Source organism: Streptomyces tuirus (assembly GCF_014701095.1).
In the GTDB taxonomy this organism is placed as follows: Bacteria; Actinomycetota; Actinomycetes; order Streptomycetales; family Streptomycetaceae; genus Streptomyces; species Streptomyces tuirus.
The window spans coordinates 5,602,282-5,623,162 of the sequence record NZ_AP023439.1; the positions used below are offsets into that span (position 1 = coordinate 5,602,282).

A 20,881-nucleotide genomic window follows, 5' to 3' on the forward strand; every position below is an offset into this window, starting at 1 on the left:
TCATAGTGTTTCGGTGGTTATAGCGTAGGGGAAACGCCCGGTTACATTCCGAACCCGGAAGCTAAGCCTTACAGCGCCGATGGTACTGCAGGGGGGACCCTGTGGGAGAGTAGGACGCCGCCGAACAATCATTGAAAGGGTTGGACCCGAAACTTCGGTTTCGGGTCCAACCCTTTTTTGTTGTGCGTCACTTGAAGTTCACGTTGCGCAACGAGCATCCACAGCATGGGTACTGCTGCAATGCTCAGGGCCGCCGGTGTCGGACTCGGTGACGAGGTCGTCGTGCCGGCCTTCGGAAATGTTGAGGTCGCCGAGGCCGTGACCACGGCCGGGGCGCTGCCGGTGTTCGCCGACATAGACCCCGCCACCTACTGCCTCGACCCGGCTGCCGTGGAAGCGGCGATCACCCCGCGGACCGCGGCCGTCGTGGCCGTACACCGCTTCGGCCGGCTCGCCGACATCGCGCGGCTGCACGCCGTGGGGCAGCGGCACGGACTGCTGGTGTTGGAGCAGGGTGAATCCGAGGCGCCGTACGACGAGATAGCCCAGCGCCGGGAGCGCGCGGCCTACCTCGATGCGAAGCTGCGGGGTGTGCGGACGCCGGACGACGGTGACGGGCACACCTATCAGCAGTACGTCGTGCGGGTTCCGGGCAATGGGCGACCCGATCGGGATGCCTTCGCGCGGTCCGTGCGTGCCAAGGGAGTTGGGTGCCGGGTGCCGGTCAAGACGCCCGTGCACCGGCTGCCTGGATTCCGGCGGTGTGTTGCGCTTCCGGAGACCGAGCGGGCTTCGGACGAGACGCTCGCACTTCCCGTGGACGCGTCCCTGACCAAGCGGGACATGCAGCGGATCGTGTCCTCCTGTAATGCCCTCGGAGGACTTCTCCAGCCCGCCTTCTGACGTGGTTGGGAGCACGGGTCTGTTCGGGGTATGATCTATTCCGTTGCCGCGGGGGAGACCTCGCAAAGCAACAGGCCCCTATAGCTCAGTCGGTAGAGCGTCTCCATGGTAAGGAGAAGGTCAGCGGTTCGATTCCGCTTGGGGGCTCAAACCGAAAAGGCCCCACCCTCACGGGTGGGGCCTTTCGCGTTCTTCTAGTCCTTCTGGAGACCCGGGACGCGCATCGCCAGGATCGCCATGTCGTCCGAAGGGGCGTCCGACGCGAAGCGTTCCACCGCGCGCATGATGCGGGCCGCGACGGCCCCGGCCGTGAGGCCCGTGCAGGTCGTGAGGACGTCGGCGAGGCCGTCGTCGCCGAGCATGCGGGCGCCCTCCCGGCGTTCGGTGACGCCGTCCGTGACGCAGAGCAGGACATCGCCCGGGTCGAGAGTGACGGTCTGCTCGTAGAGCTCCAGGTCCTCGATCACGCCGAGGAGCGGCTGAGGCTCCGCGGCCGGTTCGACCGAGCCGTCCTGGCGCAGGCGCAGCGGGAGCGGATGGCCGGCGCAGACCACCTTCAGTTCCGCGCTGCCGTCCTCCTGCGGGCGCATCTCGCCGTAGAGGAGGGTGAGGAAGCGGCTGCGGGCGCCTTCGTCGAGGATCGCGGAGTTGAGGCGCTCCAGGACCATCGGGCCGCTGAGGCCCTCGCGGGCCAGGAGGCGCAGGGCGTGGCGGGCCAGGCCCGTGACCGCTGCCGCGTTCGGGCCCGTGCCGCAGACGTCGCCGATCGCGAAGCCGTAGGCGCCGTCGCGGATGGGGAAGAGGTCGTAGAAGTCTCCGCCGACCTCGTTGCCCTCGCCGGCCGCGCGGTAGATGACCTCGACCTCGACGCCGTCGATCAGCGGCAGCTCCGGTGGCAGGAGGCTGCGCTGGAGGGACTGGCTGATCGCCGTGCGCTCCGAGTAGAGGCGGGCGTTGTCCAGGGCCAGGGCGGCTCGGCGGGAGAGATCCTCGGCGAGCTCCAGGATCTCCTGGCGGAAGTGCTCGTCGGTGGGCTTGCCGAGGGTGAGCATGCCGATGACGCGGTTGCGGGCGACCAGGGGGAGAACGACCGTCTCGCCGCCCACGGCGGAGGCGGTGGCGAGGGTGGGGCCGATGCCGGGGGTGACCTGGCGGGTCGGGCTGCCGCTGAGGCCGAGGCTGCGCATGGAGCTGCGCAGGGCCGCCTGGTGGGCCACCTCGGCGGGGGACGTCCAGACGCGGGCGCCGGGGGTGGGGACCGGGTCGGGCGGGGGGACCTTCGACAGCAGGGACTTGATGCCGTCGATGAGTTCCTCGTCCTCGTGCAGGACGTAGGAGAGGTAGGGCTCGGAGGCCTGGTCGGCGATCGTGTAGACGGCGCACCAGGTGGCGAGGGTCGGGACCGTCATCTGCGCCATCAGGGCCAGGGTCTGGTCGCGGTCCAGAGTGCCGGCCAGCAGGTCGGAGGCCTCGACGAGGAAGCTGAGGGAGCCGCGGCGCAGGCGTTCCAGTTCACCCAGGCGGGCCGATTCGACGGCGAGGGCGATGCGGTCGGCGGCGAACTGCAGGCGCAGGGCCTCTTCGTTGGAGTATCTGGCGGGGGCTTCGGCGGCGACGCCGAGGGAGCCGGTCAGGCGGCCTTCGACCTTCAGGGGGACCGTGACGACGGAGCGCATGCCCGTGCCGTTCAGGAGCGGGACCGCGCCGGGCACCGCGGTGAGGTCGTCGTGGACGGCGGGCATGCGGGCCGAGCCGTAGCGGCCGGGGCCGGCCTCGACGGGGACGCGGGCGAAGCGCTGGCGGGCGGAGGGGAGGCCGGTGGAGGCGCGGACCTCCAGTTCCGTCTCGTCGTCGGTGGCCAGCAGGAGGAACGCCGAGTCGCCGTCGAGCATGTCGCGGGCGCGTTCGACGGTGCGCTGGAGGAGGCCGTCGAGGTCGTCCGGGGCGGGGGAGCCGATGAAGACCTCGAAGGGGTCGGTGCTCTGGCCCTCGGAGCCGGTCGAGGTGTCGGAGGCGGGGACGCGCAGGGGCGTCTGGAGAACTGCCCGCTCGTGGTCCCGTACGAGGAGGCAGACGGTTGACGGCTCGCCGCCGGTGTCTCTGACGCGCAGGTGGGAGGCGTAGACGGGGGTGACGCGGCCGGTGGCGGTGCGGATGCCGTAGCTGCCCTCCCAGCGGGAGAGGCGGAGGGCCTCGGCGATGCCGGTGCTGGTGCCGGGGGTGTGCGGCCAGGCGGCGAGGTCGGTGAGGGGCTTGCCGGTGACCTGCTCCGCCGGGTAGCCGAAGAGTTCCTCTGCGTCCTCGTTCCAGGCGGTGATGTGGCCGGTGCGGTCGATCTGGACGACGGCCACGCGGACCCGGCCGTCGGCGAGGGGGAGGAGCTCGGAGGGGAGGGCCGGCCCGGCCGTGCGGGTGCCCACCGCGCGTGCGGGCAGGTCCAGTTGGAACCAGACGGTCTTGTGGGTGGGGGTGTACTCGACGCCCCAGCGGCCGGCGAGGGCCGCGCACAGCTGCAGGCCCCGGCCGCCCTCGCGGTCGGGGCTGCCCATGTTGATGGCGGTGCCCTGGAGGGGGATCTCGCGCTCGGGGTAGCGGTCGGCCACCTCGATGCGCGCGCCCTCGTCGCTGCGCAGACACAGCACGTCGGCGGAGGTGCCGGCGTGGACGACGGCGTTCGTCACGAGTTCGCTGGTGAGAACGACGGCGTCGTCGACGATGTCGGCGAAGCCCCAGCCCTGGAGGGTGTCGCGAACGAAGGAGCGGGCGCTCGCGACCGATCGGCCGACGGGCTCGAAACTGGCGGCCGCGCGCGCGGTGATCACAGAACTCCTCGACCGGTTCTCGACGTGCTGGGCTGCGTGGCCGACCGGCTCGCGCCGCTGTTGCGGCAGGGCGCCCGTCGGCCGGGGGTCCGGGGGCTGTCCCCCCGGGATCAGTCCGGTGGTCATGTGTGCGGCCGCCCCTCCGATGCCCGCTCGTCTTCGTGCCACCGCCCAGGCCGGACGGACCGGCGCGGCTGGACAGCCGGATGCAAGGTTACTTACCTTCGCGGTCCATGCGGATGCCGGTCTGCAGTGTTTCCGTCCGGAGGGTGTGCGGACGATGTGCGAAGCTGCCGAACTGTTATGGCCTGGTTCGGGCAGGGTGAAACACTGGGCAAGCTTCCTGTGAAGGTCCGGGCAGGCTGTGTGCCCGACGCCGGCCTTGGGCAGCAGCCCCCTGGAGACGGCCTGATATGCAGGGCAGAGAATACGCAGTAGTAACTGGTACGCCGAGCGAGGTACCGGAGCACAGCAGTGACGGTCGACCCCTGCGGGAGGGACACAGTGGAGTCTGGCGCAGCGACGCGTGGCAAGAAGGCGCGCGCGAAAGGCGGACAGTCCCCGATCAACCAGGGCAAGGTGCGTGGTGGCACGACCGAGGTGGACACGGCGGCCCTGAACCGGCTCATGGCGGCCTTGGTTTCGATGCGGGACGGGAACTTCCGCAAGCGGTTGACGGTGTCCGGCGACGGCGTGATGGCAGAGATCGCGGCGGTCTTCAACGAGGTGGCCGACCGCAATCTGCATCTGACGGGTGAGCTGTCGCGGGTGCGGCGGATGGTGGGCCGCGAGGGCAAGCTCACCGAGCGACTCGAGACGGGTGCCTGTGAGGGCTCCTGGGCGACGGCGATCGACAACTCGAACGCCCTGGTGGACGACCTGGTGCGGCCGGTGTCCGAGGTCGGCCGGGTGCTGTCCGCGGTGGCGGAGGGTGATCTGTCGCCGCGGATGGAGCTGCGGACCCATGGGGCGGACGGGAACAGTCAGCCGCTGCGCGGCGAGTTCCTGAAGGTCGGGCGGACCGTCAACAACCTGGTCGACCAGCTGTCGACGTTCACCGACGAGGTCACGCGTGTGGCCAGTGAGGTGGGCACCGAGGGCAAGCTGGGCGGGCAGGCCCGGGTGCGGGGCATGTCGGGTTCGTGGCGGGACCTGACGGACTCCGTCAACACGATGGCGAACCGGCTGACCGCCCAGGTGAGGGACATCGCGCTGGTGACGACGGCGGTCGCCAAGGGTGATCTGTCGCGGAAGGTCACGGTCCAGGTGGCCGGCGAGATGCTGGAGCTGAAGAACACCGTCAACACGATGGTCGACCAGCTCTCCGCGTTCTCCTCCGAGGTCACGCGTGTGGCCCGTGAGGTGGGCACCGAGGGCGCGCTGGGCGGTCAGGCGCAGGTGCCGGGCGTCGCCGGTGTGTGGAAGGAACTCACCGATTCGGTGAACACCATGGCCGGGAACCTCACGGCCCAGGTGCGCGGGATCGCGGAGGTGACGACCGCGGTCGCCAACGGTGACCTGTCGCGCAAGGTGACCGTGCCCGCGCGCGGAGAGGTCGCGCAGCTCGCCGACACGATCAACCAGATGACCGAGACGCTGCGGATCTTCGCGGACGAGGTCACGCGCGTGGCCAACGAGGTCGGGGCCGAGGGGCAGCTCGGTGGTCAGGCGAACGTGCCGGGTGCGGCGGGGACGTGGAAGGACCTCACCGATTCGGTGAACACAGTGTTCCGGAATCTGACCACCCAGGTGCGGGACATCGCCGCGGTGACGACGGCGGTGGCCAATGGTGATCTGTCGCAGAAGGTCACGGTGGACGTGGCCGGCGAGATGCTGGAGCTGAAGAACACCGTCAACACGATGGTCGATCAGCTGTCCGCCTTCGGTGCCGAAGTGACGCGTGTGGCGCGGGAGATCGGCGTCGAGGGTGAGCTGGGCGGCCAGGCGCAGGTGCCCGGCGCGGCGGGCACGTGGAAGGACCTGACGGACTCCGTCAACACGGCGTTCCGGAACCTCACCGGTCAGGTGAGGAACATCGCCCAGGTGACGACGGCGGTGGCGAACGGCGACCTCTCGCAGAAGGTCACCGTCGACGTCTCCGGCGAGATGCTCAAGCTGAAGAACACCGTGAACACGATGGTGGACCAGCTGTCGAGCTTCGCCGACCAGGTGACGCGGATGGCCCGGGACGTGGGCACGGAGGGCCGTCTGGGCGGGCAGGCCCGGGTGGACGGTGTCTCGGGCACCTGGAAGGAGCTCACCGACTCCGTCAACTCGATGGCCGGGAACCTCACGTCCCAGGTGCGCAACATCGCCCAGGTGACGACGGCCGTGGCCCGGGGCGACCTGTCGCAGAAGATCGACGTCGACGCGCGCGGCGAGATCCTGGAGCTGAAGAACACCATCAACACGATGGTCGACCAGCTCTCGGCCTTCGCCGACCAGGTGACGCGGGTCGCGCGTGAGGTGGGTACGGACGGCCGGCTGGGCGGTCAGGCGCAGGTGCCGGGCGTGGCCGGTGTGTGGCGTGACCTGACGGACTCCGTGAACGGCATGGCGTCCAACCTGACCGGTCAGGTGCGCAACATCGCCCAGGTGGCCACGGCGGTGGCCCGGGGTGACCTGTCCCAGAAGATCACCGTGGACGCGCGCGGGGAGATCCTGGAGCTGAAGAACACCCTGAACACGATGGTGGACCAGCTGTCGTCCTTCGCCGAAGAGGTCACGCGTGTGGCCCGTGAGGTGGGTACGGAAGGCATCCTGGGCGGTCAGGCCGAGGTGCAGGGTGTCTCCGGCACCTGGAAGGACCTCACCCAGTCGGTGAACGGCATGGCGAACAACCTGACCATTCAGGTGCGCAACATCGCCGAGGTCACGACCGCGGTGGCCCGGGGCGATCTTTCGAAGAAGATCACCGTCGACGCCAAGGGCGAGATCCTCGAGCTGGTCACGACCGTCAACACGATGGTGGACCAGCTGTCGTCCTTCGCCGAGCAGGTGACCCGGGTGGCCCGTGAGGTGGGTACCGAGGGCATCCTGGGCGGCCAGGCGCACGTGCCGGGTGTCACGGGCATCTGGAAGGACCTGAGCGACAACGTCAACCTGATGGCGAAGAACCTCACCACTCAGGTGCGGAACATCTCCCAGGTCTCGGCGGCGGTCGCCAACGGTGACCTGACGCGGCAGGTCACGATCGAGGCGCGCGGTGAGGTCGCGCAGCTCGCCGACACCATCAACACGATGGTGAAGACGCTGAGTTCGTTCGCCGAGCAGGTCACCAAGGTGGCCCGTGAGGTGGGCACGGACGGCATCCTCGGCGGTCAGGCGCACGTGCCCGGTGTGGCCGGCACGTGGAAGGACCTCACCGAGTCCGTGAACCAGATGGCGTCCAACCTGACCGGTCAGGTGCGCAACATCGCCATGGTGACCACGGCCATCGCCAAGGGTGACCTGACGAAGAAGATCGACATCGATGCGCGCGGCGAGATCCTGGAGCTCAAGACGACCATCAACACGATGGTCGACCAGCTGTCGTCGTTCGCGGAGGAGGTCACCCGGGTCGCCCGCGAGGTGGGCACGGAGGGGCAGCTCGGCGGCCAGGCACGCGTGCGTGACGTGGACGGCACCTGGCGGGACCTGACCGAGTCGGTGAACGAGATGGCCGGGAACCTCACCCGGCAGGTGCGTGCCATCGCGCGCGTGGCGACCGCGGTGACCCGCGGCGATCTGAACCTGAAGATCGACGTGGACGCGTCCGGGGAGATCCAGGAACTCCAGGACTACATCAACAAGATGATCGCCAACCTGCGCGACACCACCATCGCCAACAAGGAGCAGGACTGGCTCAAGGGCAACCTGGCCCGGATCTCGGCGCTGATGCAGGGCCGCCGCGACCTGGAGGACGTGGCCTCGCTGATCATGAGTGAGCTGACGCCGGTGGTCTCCGCGCAGCACGGGGCGTTCTTCGTGGCGATGCCGCTCGTCGACGGCGAGGACATCAGCGCGACCGACGAAGACCAGTACGAGCTGCGGATGCTCGGCAGCTACGGCTACTCGATGGGCTCCATGCCGACGTCGTTCCAGCCGGGTGAGGCGCTGGTCGGGACGGCTGCCGAGGAGAAGCGCACGATCCTGGTGGAGAACGCGCCGAGCGGCTACCTGAGGATCTCCTCGGGGCTCGGTGAGGCGCCGCCCGCGCAGGTGATCGTGCTGCCGGTGCTGTTCGAGGGCAGTGTGCTCGGCGTCATCGAGCTGGCGTCCTTCACGCCGTTCACGCAGATCCAGAAGGACTTCCTCAACCAGATCGCCGAGATGATCGCGACGAGCGTCAACACCATCTCCGTCAACACCAAGACCGAGCTGCTGCTGGCGCAGTCGCAGGAGCTGACCGAGCAACTGCGGGAGCGCTCGGCGGAGTTGGAGCAGCGGCAGAAGGCCCTCCAGGCGTCCAACGCCGAACTGGAGGAGAAGGCCGAGCTGCTGGCCCAGCAGAACCGCGACATCGAGGTGAAGAACACCGAGATCGAGGAGGCGCGGCAGGTCCTGGAGGAGCGCGCCGAGCAGCTCGCGGTGTCGATGCGCTACAAGAGCGAGTTCCTCGCGAACATGTCGCACGAGCTGCGTACGCCGCTCAACTCGCTGCTGATCCTGGCCAAGCTGCTCGCCGACAACGCCGAGGGGAACCTCTCCCCGAAGCAGGTCGAGTTCGCCGAGACGATCCACGGGGCCGGGTCGGACCTGCTCCAGCTCATCAACGACATCCTCGACCTGTCGAAGGTCGAGGCGGGCAAGATGGACGTCTCCCCGACGCGGATCGCGCTCGTCCAGCTCGTGGACTACGTGGAGGCCACCTTCCGGCCGCTGACCGCGGAGAAGGGCCTGGACCTGTCGGTGCGGGTCTCGCCGGAGCTGCCCGCGACGCTGCACACCGACGAGCAGCGGCTGCTGCAGGTGCTACGCAACCTGCTGTCCAACGCGGTGAAGTTCACCGACTCGGGGTCGGTGGAGCTGGTCATCAGGCCGGCGCGGGACGACGTGCCGCAGAGGATCCGGGAGCAGTTGCTGGAGACCGGGTCGCTGACCGATCCGGACGCCGAGCTGATCGCGTTCTCCGTGACCGACACCGGGATCGGTATCGCGGCCAGCAAGATGCGGGTGATCTTCGAGGCGTTCAAGCAGGCCGACGGCACCACCAGCCGCAAGTACGGCGGTACGGGTCTCGGGCTGTCCATCTCGCGGGAGATCGCGCAGCTCCTCGGCGGTGAGATCTTCGCGCAGAGCGAGCCCGGCCGTGGCTCGACGTTCACGCTGTACCTGCCGCTGCACCCGAGCGAACTGCCGCCGCAGGGCTACCAGCAGCAGCTGCCCAGCCTGGAGGCCGGCGACCTGGTGGCGTCGGCGTCCGACCCGGCCGCGCTGTCGGACGCGGAGGTCGAGACGCCGGCCGAGGTGACGTCGTACCGCGAGACGCAGAACGGGCCCGCCGCCCTCTTCCGGCGGCGCCGCAGGATGCCCGAGCTGCCGCCGCGCCCCGCGCAGCTGGAGCAGTGGACGCCGGCCGAGCAGCAGCCGGCGCCGCGGCCGACCCGCGGCATCCGGTTCGGCGGCCAGAAGGTCCTGATCGTGGACGACGACATTCGCAACGTCTTCGCCCTGACCAGCGTCCTGGAGCAGCACGGCCTGTCCGTGCTGTACGCCGAGAACGGCCGTGAGGGGATCGAGGTCCTGGAGCAGCACGACGACGTGGCGGTCGTGCTGATGGACATCATGATGCCCGAGATGGACGGGTACGCGACGACCACGGCGATCCGCAGGATGCCGCAGTTCGCCGGGCTGCCGATCATCGCGCTGACCGCGAAGGCGATGAAGGGCGACCGTGAGAAGGCGATCGAGTCGGGCGCTTCCGACTACGTGACCAAGCCGGTCGACCCCGATCACCTGCTGTCGGTGATGGATCAGTGGATGCGAGGGGAATGAGGGGAACGTTGGCCAGTTGCGCGACCATGACGGGAAGGTTCGGTGTTCACGCGGAGTTGCCGACTCGATGTGCGCATAGTCGTGTAGAAGTACAGGATCTGGGGAACCTTCTGGTCTCCTGCTGCGTTTCTGCTATGTGCACAGTGACATCACGGTGACAGGGTGTGGCGACGGGCGGGGTGCGGCTACGATGACCGGCACAAGGACGGGCGACGCCAGGGAGTCGTCCCCTGGGGCGGCACCCACCGGTGCGTCCACAGGTCCTGCGGACAGGGGAGGCCCCACGCCGGGGCGAGGAGGGCGGGCCATGGTGCAGAAGGCCAAGATCCTCCTGGTCGATGACCGGCCGGAGAATCTGCTGGCGCTGGAGGCGATCCTCTCTGCGCTCGATCAGACGCTGGTGCGGGCATCGTCCGGGGAGGAAGCGCTCAAAGCGCTGCTCACGGACGACTTCGCGGTCATCCTGCTGGACGTCCAGATGCCGGGCATGGACGGCTTCGAGACGGCCGCGCACATCAAGCGCCGCGAGCGGACCCGGGACATCCCGATCATCTTCCTCACGGCGATCAACCACGGCCCGCACCACACCTTCCGGGGTTACGCGGCGGGCGCGGTGGACTACATCTCCAAGCCGTTCGACCCGTGGGTGCTGCGCGCGAAGGTCTCCGTCTTCGTCGAGCTGTACATGAAGAACTGCCAGCTCCGGGAGCAGGCGTCGCTGCTGCGGCTCCAGTTGGAGGGCAACGGCAAGGACGCGGGCGGCGAGGCCAAGGAGTCGGCCGGGCTGCTCGCGGAGCTCTCCGCGCGGCTCGCGGCCGTCGAGGAGCAGGCCGAGGCACTGACCAAGCAGCTCAACGACGAGTCGACGGACGCCGCCGCGGTGGCCACGGCGGCTCATCTGGAGCGCAAGCTCACGGGGTTGCGGCGGGCGCTGGACGCGCTGGAGCCGGGCACCGGGAGTACGTCCTCGGTGTCCTCGCAGAACTGACCCACAGACAGGCGGGATTGCCCGTCCGTGAGCACGCGTCAGTTTCATGCCTCTCCCGAAGCGACACGAACGGGTGAAGCCGTGGACACGCGTGTCCCCTGTCGTCTCCACCGGTAACCTCACACCCATGGCCTCACGTCCCTCCGCAGCCAAGAAGCCGCCGCCCCCGAAGAAGGCGGCCGCGAAGGCTCCGGCGAAGAAGGCCGCCGCCAAGAAGGCTCCCGCGAAGAAGGCGCCCGCCAGGAAGGCCGCGGCCAAGAAGGTCGCGCCCAGACCGGCACCCAGCCCCACCGGTGGCATCTACCGGCTGGTGCGCGCCGTCTGGCTCGGCGTGGCGCACGCGGTCGGTGCCGTCTTCCGCGGCATAGGGCAAGGCGCCAAGAACCTCGACCCGGCCCACCGCAAGGACGGTGTCGCCCTGCTGCTGCTCGGCATCGGCCTGATCGTCGCCGCCGGCACCTGGGCCGACCTGAAGGGTCCCGTGGGCGACCTCGTCGAGATCCTGGTGACCGGCGCCTTCGGCCGGCTCGACCTGCTCGTGCCGATACTGCTCGCCGTCATCGCCGTGCGGTTCATCCGCCACCCGGAGAAGCCCGAGGCCAACGGACGCATCGTCATCGGTCTGTCCGCGCTCGTCATCGGCGTGCTCGGCCAGGTCCACATCGCGTGCGGCTCACCCGCGCGCGGTGACGGCATGCAGGCCATAAGGGACGCCGGCGGCCTCATCGGCTGGGGCATGGCGACCCCGCTGTCGTACGCCATGGGTGACGTGCTCGCCGTGCCGCTGCTGGTGCTGCTGACGGTCTTCGGGCTGCTCGTGGTCACGGCCACGCCGGTCAACGCCATCCCGCAGCGGCTGCGGATGCTCGGGGTGCGGCTCGGGATCCTGCGCGACCCCGCCGAGGACGAGTTCGGTTTCGCCGAGGACGACGAGCGCTACGAGGAGCAGTGGCGCGAGGCGCTGCCCGCGCGCCCGCGCGGCAGGCGTGCGCCGGCGCCCGAGGCGTACGACCCGGACAGTGCCGAGGAGGAGGCGCTCACCCGGCGCCGCGGCCGCCCTCGCCGCTCGGCGGTGCCGCAGCCCGACATGGACCGGCGCAGGGACGCCGTGGACGTCGCGGCGGCGGCTGCCGCGGCCCTCGACGGTGCCGTGCTGCACGGGATGCCGCCCTCCCCGATCGTCGCCGACCTCACCCAGGGCGTACGCGTGGGCGACCAGGAGGCGACCACACCGACACCCGTCCCGTCCGCCCGGCCACAGCAGGAAAAGCTCAAGCAGGACAAGCTCAAGCAGGCCAGGCCCGGGCAGGACGCGCCCGAACAGCCCAAGCCGAAGCCCGGTGTCCGCGACCTCACCAAGTCCCCGCCCGCCGAGCCCCGCGACCTGCCCCCGCGCGCGGAGCAGCTCCAGCTGTCCGGCGACATCACGTACTCCCTTCCCTCGCTCGACCTGCTGGAGCGCGGCGGCCCGGGCAAGTCCCGCAGCGCCGCCAACGACCTCATCGTCGAGTCACTGACGACGGTCTTCACCGAGTTCAAGGTGGACGCCGCCGTCACCGGCTTCACCCGGGGGCCGACGGTCACGCGCTACGAGGTCGAGCTGGGCCCCGCCGTGAAGGTCGAGCGGATCACCGCGCTGACCAAGAACATCGCCTACGCCGTCGCCAGCCCGGACGTGCGGATCATCAGCCCGATCCCGGGCAAGTCCGCCGTCGGCATCGAGATCCCCAACACCGACCGGGAGATGGTCAACCTCGGCGACGTCCTGCGCCTCGCGGAGTCCGCCGAGGACGACGACCCGATGCTGGTCGCCTTCGGCAAGGACGTCGAGGGCGGCTACGTCATGCACTCGCTGGCGAAGATGCCGCACATGCTGGTCGCCGGCGCCACCGGTTCCGGCAAGTCGTCGTGCATCAACTGCCTGATCACCTCGGTCATGATGCGGGCGACCCCCGAGGACGTGCGGATGATCCTGGTCGACCCCAAGCGGGTCGAACTGACCGCGTACGAGGGCATCCCGCACCTGATCACGCCGATCATCACCAACCCCAAGCGGGCCGCCGAGGCGCTCCAGTGGGTCGTCCGCGAGATGGACCTGCGTTACGACGACCTGGCGGCCTACGGCTACCGGCACATCGACGACTTCAACCGGGCCGTGCGCGAGGGCAAGGTCACGCCGCCCGAGGGTAGCGAGCGCGAGCTCCAGCCCTACCCCTACCTGCTGGTCATCGTCGACGAGCTCGCCGACCTGATGATGGTCGCGCCGCGGGACGTCGAGGACGCCATCGTGCGCATCACGCAGCTCGCGCGCGCGGCCGGCATCCACCTGGTGCTCGCCACGCAGCGGCCGTCGGTGGACGTCGTGACCGGTCTGATCAAGGCGAACGTCCCGTCGCGGCTGGCGTTCGCCACCTCCTCGCTGGCCGACTCGCGGGTCATCCTCGACCAGCCCGGCGCCGAGAAGCTCATCGGCAAGGGCGACGGGCTGTTCCTGCCCATGGGGGCCAACAAGCCCACCCGTATGCAGGGCGCCTTCGTCACCGAGGAGGAGATCGCGGGCGTCGTCCGGCACTGCAAGGATCAGATGACGCCGGTCTTCCGCGACGACGTCGTCGTGGGCACCAAGCAGAAGAAGGAGATCGACGAGGACATCGGCGACGACCTCGACCTGCTGTGCCAGGCGGCCGAACTGGTCGTCTCCACGCAGTTCGGGTCGACGTCCATGCTCCAGCGCAAGCTGCGCGTCGGCTTCGCCAAGGCCGGCCGGCTGATGGACCTGATGGAGTCCCGGAACATCGTCGGACCGAGCGAGGGTTCGAAGGCTCGTGACGTTCTTGTGAAGCCTGATGAGCTGGATGGCGTGCTCGCCCTGATCCGGGGGGAGTCTGAAGAGTAGGGAAGCGGGACACGGTGATCGTCTCGCGGCGTGTTACGGCAATCGGGTGTCCGGATCGTGACTCACCCGTAAGGGATCATCGAGCAACCGTTTCCCTTCGACGTACGTCAAGTTGAGGGAAGCGAAACGCAGCGACCCCACCATCGGAATGTCGGGCCATTCCGATGGCGTACAAAGTGACACCGCCCGGTTGCCCCACCCTTTTGGTACCCCCCTAGACTGAACTTCCAGCACAGGCGGCTACACGCTCGAAAGGCGCCCCCGTGTCCATCGGCAACTCCCCTGAAGACGAGCGTCCGTTCGAAAACGAGCACGTCGAAGCAGACCGCGAGGAAGCCCGCCCCTCCATCGGCCGTGCCCTGCAGCAGGCTCGTATCGCCGCCGGGCTGACCGTCGACGACGTCAGTAGCGCCACCCGGGTCCGCATGAACATCGTGCACGCCATCGAGGCGGACGACTTCTCCCCCTGCGGCGGGGACGTCTACGCCCGTGGGCACATCCGGACCCTGGCCAAGGCCGTCCACCTCGACCCCGATCCGCTGCTCGCCCAGTACGGCGACGAGCACGGCGGCCGTCCGGCGCCCACTCCGGCGGCTCCCCTCTTCGAGGCGGAACGCATCCGTCCGGAGCGGCGCGGCCCCAACTGGACCGCTGCCATGGTCGCGGCGATCGTCGCCGTGATCGGTTTCGTCGGCTTCACGATGTTCCAGGGCGACGACGGCGGCAGCGAGGCGAACGTGGCCGAGGGCTCCACGCCCAGCGACTCCGCCTCCCCGACCACCAAGACCAAGAAGCCCGCCGACCCCAAGCCCGAGCCGTCCGACAGCGCCATCGCGGCCGCGCCGCAGGACAAGGTGACCGTCCGGGTGGCCGCCGCCGACGGCCGCAGCTGGATCGCCGCCAAGGACCACAACGGCCGGATGATCTTCGATGGTGTCCTCAAGCAGGGCGACACCAAGACCTTCCAGGACAGCTCGAAGGTCCAGCTCGTCCTCGGTGACGCCGGTGCGATCGACCTCTTCGTCAACGGCAAGAAGATCGAGGAGAACTTCCAGCCGGGATCCGTGGAGCGTCTGACGTACACGAAGGGCGACCCCGAAGCCGGGTGATCGGACCGGAACGTCCAGTTGATACGGGGTTGGCCGGGAAACGGCCAACCCCGTCGACATGGGGTGTCAGCGGGACGAAGTAGTCTTGAGCCCATGCCTGAACGCCGTACCGTCGCACTGGTCACCCTTGGCTGCGCCCGTAACGAGGTGGACTCGGAGGAGCTCGCAGGCCGTTTGGAGGCGGACGGCTGGCAGCTCGTGGAGGACGCCGAGAACGCGGACGTCGCCGTCGTGAACACCTGCGGCTTCGTCGAAGCCGCCAAGAAGGACTCCGTCGACGCCCTCCTGGAGGCCAACGACCTCAAGGGGCACGGCAGAACCCAGGCCGTCGTGGCGGTGGGCTGCATGGCCGAGCGGTACGGCAAGGAACTCGCCGAGGCCCTCCCCGAGGCCGACGGCGTGCTCGGCTTCGACGACTACTCGGACATCTCCGACCGCCTCCAGACCATCCTCAACGGCGGAATCCACGCCTCGCACACCCCGCGCGACCGGCGCAAGCTGCTGCCGATCAGCCCGGCGGAGCGCCAGGAGTCGTCGGCCGGGGTCGCGCTGCCCGGGCACGGCCCGGCCGAGCCCGCCGTCGCGCCGGCGGACCTTCCGGAGGGCCTCGCTCCGGCCTCCGGCCCGCGCGCACCCCTGCGCCGCCGCCTCGACGGCTCCCCGGTCGCCTCCGTCAAGCTCGCCTCCGGCTGCGACCGCCGCTGCTCGTTCTGCGCCATCCCCTCCTTCCGCGGTTCCTTCATCTCCCGCCGCCCGAGCGACGTGCTGAACGAGACGCGCTGGCTCGCCGAGCAGGGCGTGAAGGAGATCATGCTGGTCTCCGAGAACAACACCTCCTACGGCAAGGACCTCGGCGACATCCGCCTGCTGGAGTCGCTGCTGCCCGAGCTCGCCGAGGTCGACGGCATCGAGCGGGTGCGCGTCAGCTACCTCCAGCCGGCCGAGATGCGGCCCGGCCTCATCGACGTGCTCACCTCGACCCCGAAGATCGCGCCCTACTTCGACCTGTCCTTCCAGCACTCCGCGCCCGGCGTGCTGCGCGCGATGCGCCGCTTCGGCGACACCGACCGGTTCCTTGAGCTGCTCGACACCATCCGCGGCAAGGCGCCCGAGGCCGGTGTGCGCTCCAACTTCATCGTCGGCTTCCCCGGCGAGAGCGAGGCCGACCTCGCCGAGCTGGAGCGGTTCCTGAACGGCGCGCGCCTGGACGCCATCGGCGTCTTCGGCTACTCCGACGAGGAGGGCACCGAGGCGGCGACCTACGACGACAAGCTCGACGAGGACGTCGTCGCCGAGCGGCTGGCCCACATCTCGCGACTGGCCGAGGAACTCGTCTCGCAGCGGGCCGAGGACCGCGTCGGCCAGAGCGTGCGGGTGCTCGTCGAGTCCGTCGACGAGGACGGCGTGTACGGCCGTGCGGAGCACCAGGCGCCCGAGACGGACGGCCAGGTGCTCCTCACGAGCGGCGCGGGCCTGCGGGTCGGCCGTATGGTCGAGGCGAAGGTGGTCGGCACGGAAGGTGTCGACCTCGTGGCCGAGCCGCTGCAGGGCTCGCTCGCGTCGCCTGCGTGGAGTGAGGAGGCGGGCAGATGACCGGTGTCCCGGCATCCGCGGCGGGAGGCTCCTCCGGCGCGAGGAGGGCGGGTGCGGCCGCTGCCGCGCCCACCGCGACTCCAGGCAAGGCCGCGGGAGCGGCGGCTGCGCGGTCGGCCGACGGCGGAGCGCCCGGAACGGGGCCCGGCGCCTCGTCCGGCGCGCGGCACGGCGGGACTGCCGGGGCGGCTGCTGCCGATGGGGCCGTCCCCGGAGAGGCCGCCGGACTGGACGCACAGGACGACGGGAAGCCCCCGAGGGGCGCGAAGATCGCTGCCGCCGCCGTCAACCAGGCCAGTGTCTGGAACATCGCCAACCTCCTGACCATGCTCCGGCTGGTCCTCGTGCCGGCTTTCGTCGCACTGATGCTCGCCGACGGCGGCTACGACCCGGCCTGGCGGGCCCTGGCCTGGGCGGCCTTCGCCATCGCCATGATCACCGACCTGTTCGACGGTCACCTGGCGCGCACATACAACCTGGTCACCGACTTCGGGAAGATCGCCGACCCCATCGCCGACAAGGCGATCATGGGGGCGGCGCTCATCTGTCTGTCCGCGCTCGGCGATCTGCCCTGGTGGGTGACCGGCGTCATCCTCGGCCGGGAACTCGGCGTCACCCTGCTGCGTTTCTGGGTCATCCGGTACGGCGTCATCCCCGCCAGCCGCGGAGGCAAGCTGAAGACCCTCACCCAGGGCGTGGCCGTGGGTATGTACGTGCTGGCGCTGACGGGGTGGCTGGCCACCCTGAGGTGGTGGGTGATGGCCGCGGCGGTCGTGCTGACCGTGGTGACCGGTCTGGACTATGTGAAACAGGCCATTGTGCTGCGCAGGCAGGGAATCGCCGAGCGCAAGGCCGCGTTGGAGGAGAAGGAAGCGTGAGTTCCAGGGCCTCCGACGTGGTGCGACTACTCACGGTGAGGGGCGAGACGCTTGCCGTCGCGGAGTCGCTGACCGGTGGCCTCGTTGCGGCGGAGATTACATCCGTCCCCGGGGCGTCCAAGGTCTTCCGGGGCTCCGTGACCGCCTACGCCAGCGACCTGAAGCGCGACGTGCTCGGTGTCGACGCCACTGTGCTGGCGGCGCGCGGAGCAGTGGATCCGCAGGTCGCGGCCCAGATGGCCGTGGGTGTGCGCAAGGCGCTCGGCACCGACTGGGGCATCGCGACCACCGGTGTCGCCGGCCCCGATCCCCAGGACGGGCAGGCCGTCGGCACGGTCTTCGTCGCCGTGGACGGTCCCGTCGGAGCCGATTCCGGTTCTGCCGGCGGCGGAAAAGTGGAGGCTCTGCGGTTGAACGGCGACCGCGAGGAAATTCGTAGAGAGAGTGTACGGAGCGTACTCGCACTGCTCCTGAAGGAGCTTGCGGGCGAACAGACTGGGAATGAGCGGGCACAGGATACGGAACGGAACGGGGGGTTTTGATGTTTGCAGCCCTGAGTGAACACGACATCGCTCCCCGCACGGCCGCGGCGCAAGGCGGTACGGTGGGGCGTAATGGATGCGGCTACGCGGTCCGAGGAGGGAGCCACCGATGATTCTGCTCCGTCGCCTGCTGGGTGACGTGCTGCGTCGGCAGCGCCAGCGCCAGGGCCGTACTCTGCGCGAAGTCTCCTCGTCCGCCCGAGTCTCACTCGGCTATCTCTCCGAGGTGGAGCGGGGGCAGAAGGAGGCTTCCTCCGAGCTGCTCTCCGCCATCTGCGACGCGCTGGACGTACGGATGTCCGAGCTCATGCGGGAAGTGAGCGACGAGCTCGCCCTCGCCGAGCTGGCACAGTCTGCCGCGGCCACCCCCAGCGAGCCTGTACCCACGGCGGTTCGCCCGATGCTGGGCTCCGTCTCGGTGACCGGTGTGCCACCGGAACGGGTGACCATCAAGGCGCCTGCCGAAGCAGTGGACGTCGTCGCCGCGTGAGGCTCTGCGCTCACACGGCATGACTGAGGCCCCGGCCGGGCCCCTCCGGAGGATCCGGAAGGGTGCCGCCCGGGGTTTTCGCATGTTCGAGGGACCCGGCGCCGTCCCCTCTCCCCGCTTGCTCGTGCCGTGTCCGATGTCTGTGCGTTTGCCGGTGCGGCGTGCGGCGGTCATCGTTGAGGGGATGGCGGGGGCAGTCCTCGGAGGTGCGGATGTACGTCGTGAAGAGCCCGTTGTCGGACGCGAACCTGAAGACCGTGTCCGAGGCGCTGCAAGGTGCCCTTGTCGATCTGGTGGATCTCGCCCTCGTGGCGAAGCAGATCCACTGGAACGTGGTGGGGCCGCGCTTCCGTTCCGTGCATCTCCAGCTCGACGAGGTCGTCGACATCGCGCGGCAGTACTCCGACACCGTGGCCGAGCGCGCCGCGGCTCTCGGGATCTCTCCTGACGGGCGGGCCGCCACCGTGGCCGTCGGCAGCGGGATCGGGGTGACCCCCGAAGGGTGGGTCGACGACACCACCGCCGTGGGCACGCTCGTCGAAGCCCTCGGCGCGGTGATCGCACGGATGCGGGAGCGGGTGCAGTCGACCGGTGAGCCGGATCCGGTGAGTCAGGACATCTTCATCGGGATCACGGCGGACCTGGAGAAGCAGCACTGGATGTTCCAGGCCGAGAACGGGTGACGGAACAGGGCGCGGGCCCTGCCCCCGCCCAGGGCCCCGGAGCGGGTGACGGCCCGGTCGGGGGTTTCTCCACCGCTCGGCGCGTACGGCTGCGCTGCGTGGGCGTCGGCGGGAGGTGGCGGTCATGGCGGGGATAGCGCGCTGGGGGGTGCGTGTGGCCGCGCTCGGGATGGGAGCGCTGTGGTGCTGGGCGGTGCTGCGGCTGGTGGCCGTACCTGGGGCGGGGGCACTGGAGGCCGCGGTCGCGGCCGGGGGCTGGGGGCTGAGCGTCCTGCCCGTGCATTGCGTGCCCAAAGGGCAGGCGCGGGGAGTCGTGGGGCCGGGGCGGTGGCGGAGGATCTGGGCGGCCGGGGCGCGCAGAGGCGGTGTCACCACGGCATCGCCACGCCCCCGTTCGGGCGGAGGATCTGGCCCGTGGTGAAGGCCGAGGCGTCGGATGCCAGGTGCAGGACGGCGTGCGCGATGTCCTCGGGCTCGCCCACACGGCCCAGGGGTGACATGCGGGCCATGACGGACTCCGTGTGCGCCTGGGCCTCGCTGTCGTGCCGGTCGGTCATGGGCGTGCGGATCCAGCCCGGGGCGACCGCGTTGACGCGGATGCCGTACCGGCCGACCTCCGTTGCCAGGGTCTTCGTCAGCTGGACCACCGCCGCCTTGGCGGCGCCGTAACAGAGCAGCCCGGGGCCGCCCGTGTCGACGGCGCCCGAGGCCATGGTGACGATGCTGCCCCGGGTGCCGTGGGCGATCATCAGGCGGGCCGCCTCCTGGCACGCGTACAGGACTCCCTTGAAATTGACGTCCAGCACCCGGTCGAGGTCCTCGTCCCGGGTCTCCAGCACGGGGCTGCTGTGCATGATCCCGGCGACCGCGGCCAGGGCGTCCAGGCGTCCGCAGGAGCCCAGGGCCTGCCTGAGCCCGGCCCGGTCGGTGACGTCCAGGGTGTGGGTCCGGGCGGTGCCGCCGCTGTACTTGATCAGGGTCGCCGTCTCGTGCAGGCCCTCGGCGTCACGGTCCGCGCAGTGCACGGTCGCGCCCGCCTCGGCGAGCAGCAGCGCCGAGGCGCGGCCGATGCCGCTCGCGGCGCCGGTGACGAACGCGGTGCGGCCGCTGAGGTCGTACGCCGTGACGGGCATACAGGGACCGTACGAGCGTTTCTGACGAGTCGTCAATTGGTGCGGTTGCGCCGGGTCGGGGCGGGGCCGGGCTGGCAGGTGGGGCACCAGTAGGTCGGGCGTTCGCGGGAGCCGTCGCCCTGGTCGGCCACGCGGATCGAGGTGCGGCAGCGCAGACAGGGACGCGGGGCCCGGCCGTAGACGAAGAGGTCCTGGCCGCGGCTGCTCGTGGTGATGCGGACAGGGCGGTCGCGATTGGCCTCCAGCAGCCTCTTGGCGACCGCCGGCAGCTTCGCGGCCCGGTCGGGGGGCAGGTCGCCGGCCGGGAGCCAGGGGGTGACGCCGAGGAGGAAGCAGATCTCGCTCTTGTAGATGTTGCCGACGCCGGCGAGGTTGCGCTGGTCGAGCAGGGCCTGGCCGAGTTCGCGGGCGGGGTCCTGGAGGACGTTGGCGAGGGCGCGGTCGGGGTCCCAGTCCGGGCCGAGGAGGTCGGGGCCGAGGTGGCCGACCGCGCGGTGCTCGTCGCTTGTGCGCAGGAGTTCCAGGACGGGGAGGCGGTAGCCGACGGCCGTGCGCTCGGGGTTGCCGAGGATCGCGCGGATCTGGTGGCCGGGGCCACCGCTCCAGCGCTGGCCGTTTCCGTACACCTTCCAGGAGCCGTCCATCCGCAGGTGGGAGTGGAGGGTCAGGCCGCCCTCGACGCGGGTGAGGAGGTGCTTGCCGCGCGCGGTGACGTCCAGGACCGCACGCCCCGTGAGGTCGGCCGTGGCGAAGCGGGGCACCCTGAGGTCGCTGCGGGTCAGCACCTTGCCCGCGAGGGCGTCGTGCAGCCTCCTCGCGGCCTGCCAGACCGTGTCACCTTCGGGCATGGGTCAAGAGTGGCACGGTC

Annotated in this window: 13 protein-coding genes, 1 tRNA gene and 1 rRNA gene; 12 read left to right on the forward strand and 3 right to left on the reverse strand. The window is 70.0% G+C overall.

Annotated elements, in window-relative coordinates:
• The first annotated feature begins 9 nt into the window (after nucleotides 1-9).
• The 3 genes from rrf to IGS69_RS25815 all read left to right on the forward strand — a co-directional run bounded on the left by rrf (nucleotide 10) and on the right by IGS69_RS25815 (nucleotide 1,050).
• Nucleotides 10-126, forward strand: a 5S ribosomal RNA gene (rrf, locus tag IGS69_RS25805).
• Between the two features lie 114 nt (nucleotides 127-240).
• Nucleotides 241-903 (forward strand): DegT/DnrJ/EryC1/StrS family aminotransferase, encoded by a 663-nt coding sequence (locus IGS69_RS25810; protein WP_190904642.1) that lies wholly within the window; start codon nucleotides 241-243, stop codon nucleotides 901-903.
• Nucleotides 904-977: 74 nt separating this feature from the next.
• Nucleotides 978-1,050 (forward strand) — tRNA-Thr (locus IGS69_RS25815).
• 47 nt (nucleotides 1,051-1,097) lie between these two features.
• Here the strand turns inward: IGS69_RS25815 and IGS69_RS25820 are convergent.
• A complete protein-coding gene (locus IGS69_RS25820) occupies nucleotides 1,098-3,851 on the reverse strand; it encodes a SpoIIE family protein phosphatase (protein ID WP_190902873.1) in 2,754 nt (917 codons plus the stop codon).
• Between the two features lie 378 nt (nucleotides 3,852-4,229).
• Here IGS69_RS25820 and IGS69_RS25825 point away from each other — a divergent pair, with 378 nt between their 5' ends.
• The 9 genes from IGS69_RS25825 (at nucleotide 4,230) to IGS69_RS25865 (ending at nucleotide 18,880) form a co-directional block, all read left to right on the forward strand.
• The gene (locus IGS69_RS25825) at nucleotides 4,230-9,701 is read left to right on the forward strand and encodes a HAMP domain-containing protein (RefSeq protein ID WP_190902874.1); all 5,472 of its coding nucleotides are present in this window, start codon (nucleotides 4,230-4,232) and stop codon (nucleotides 9,699-9,701) included.
• Between the two features lie 307 nt (nucleotides 9,702-10,008).
• A complete protein-coding gene (locus tag IGS69_RS25830; RefSeq protein ID WP_030853408.1) occupies nucleotides 10,009-10,689 on the forward strand; it encodes a response regulator in 681 nt (226 codons plus the stop codon).
• A gap of 127 nt (nucleotides 10,690-10,816) precedes the next feature.
• Nucleotides 10,817-13,585 carry a DNA translocase FtsK gene (locus IGS69_RS25835; protein WP_190902875.1) on the forward strand — a complete coding sequence of 923 codons (2,769 nt, stop codon included), beginning with the start codon at nucleotides 10,817-10,819 and terminating at the stop codon, nucleotides 13,583-13,585.
• A 263-nt stretch (nucleotides 13,586-13,848) separates the two neighbouring features.
• Entirely contained in the window at nucleotides 13,849-14,694 is an 846-nt protein-coding gene (locus tag IGS69_RS25840) for a helix-turn-helix domain-containing protein (protein ID WP_190902876.1), read from the forward strand.
• A gap of 93 nt (nucleotides 14,695-14,787) precedes the next feature.
• Entirely contained in the window at nucleotides 14,788-16,287 is a 1,500-nt protein-coding gene (gene rimO, locus IGS69_RS25845; protein WP_190902877.1) for a 30S ribosomal protein S12 methylthiotransferase RimO, read from the forward strand.
• Nucleotides 16,284-17,165, forward strand: coding sequence for a CDP-diacylglycerol--glycerol-3-phosphate 3-phosphatidyltransferase (gene pgsA / locus IGS69_RS25850; protein ID WP_190902878.1), 882 nt, complete (start codon nucleotides 16,284-16,286; stop codon nucleotides 17,163-17,165). Before rimO ends, pgsA begins: the two co-directional genes overlap by 4 nt.
• Nucleotides 17,162-17,707, forward strand: coding sequence for a CinA family protein (locus IGS69_RS25855; RefSeq protein ID WP_190902879.1), 546 nt, complete (start codon nucleotides 17,162-17,164; stop codon nucleotides 17,705-17,707). The genes pgsA and IGS69_RS25855 overlap by 4 nt, the downstream gene beginning before the upstream one ends.
• Before the next feature lie 109 nt (nucleotides 17,708-17,816).
• A complete protein-coding gene (locus tag IGS69_RS25860; RefSeq protein WP_030853394.1) occupies nucleotides 17,817-18,197 on the forward strand; it encodes a helix-turn-helix domain-containing protein in 381 nt (126 codons plus the stop codon).
• A gap of 212 nt (nucleotides 18,198-18,409) precedes the next feature.
• Nucleotides 18,410-18,880, forward strand: coding sequence for a Dps family protein (locus tag IGS69_RS25865; protein WP_190902880.1), 471 nt, complete (start codon nucleotides 18,410-18,412; stop codon nucleotides 18,878-18,880).
• Between the two features lie 368 nt (nucleotides 18,881-19,248).
• Here IGS69_RS25865 and IGS69_RS25870 read toward each other — a convergent pair whose 3' ends face one another.
• Nucleotides 19,249-20,013, reverse strand: a complete 765-nt coding sequence (locus IGS69_RS25870) for an SDR family NAD(P)-dependent oxidoreductase (protein ID WP_190902881.1) — start codon at nucleotides 20,011-20,013, stop codon at nucleotides 19,249-19,251.
• A gap of 32 nt (nucleotides 20,014-20,045) precedes the next feature.
• The gene (locus IGS69_RS25875) at nucleotides 20,046-20,861 is read right to left on the reverse strand and encodes an Fpg/Nei family DNA glycosylase (protein WP_190902882.1); all 816 of its coding nucleotides are present in this window, start codon (nucleotides 20,859-20,861) and stop codon (nucleotides 20,046-20,048) included.
• Nucleotides 20,862-20,881 lie beyond the last annotated feature (20 nt).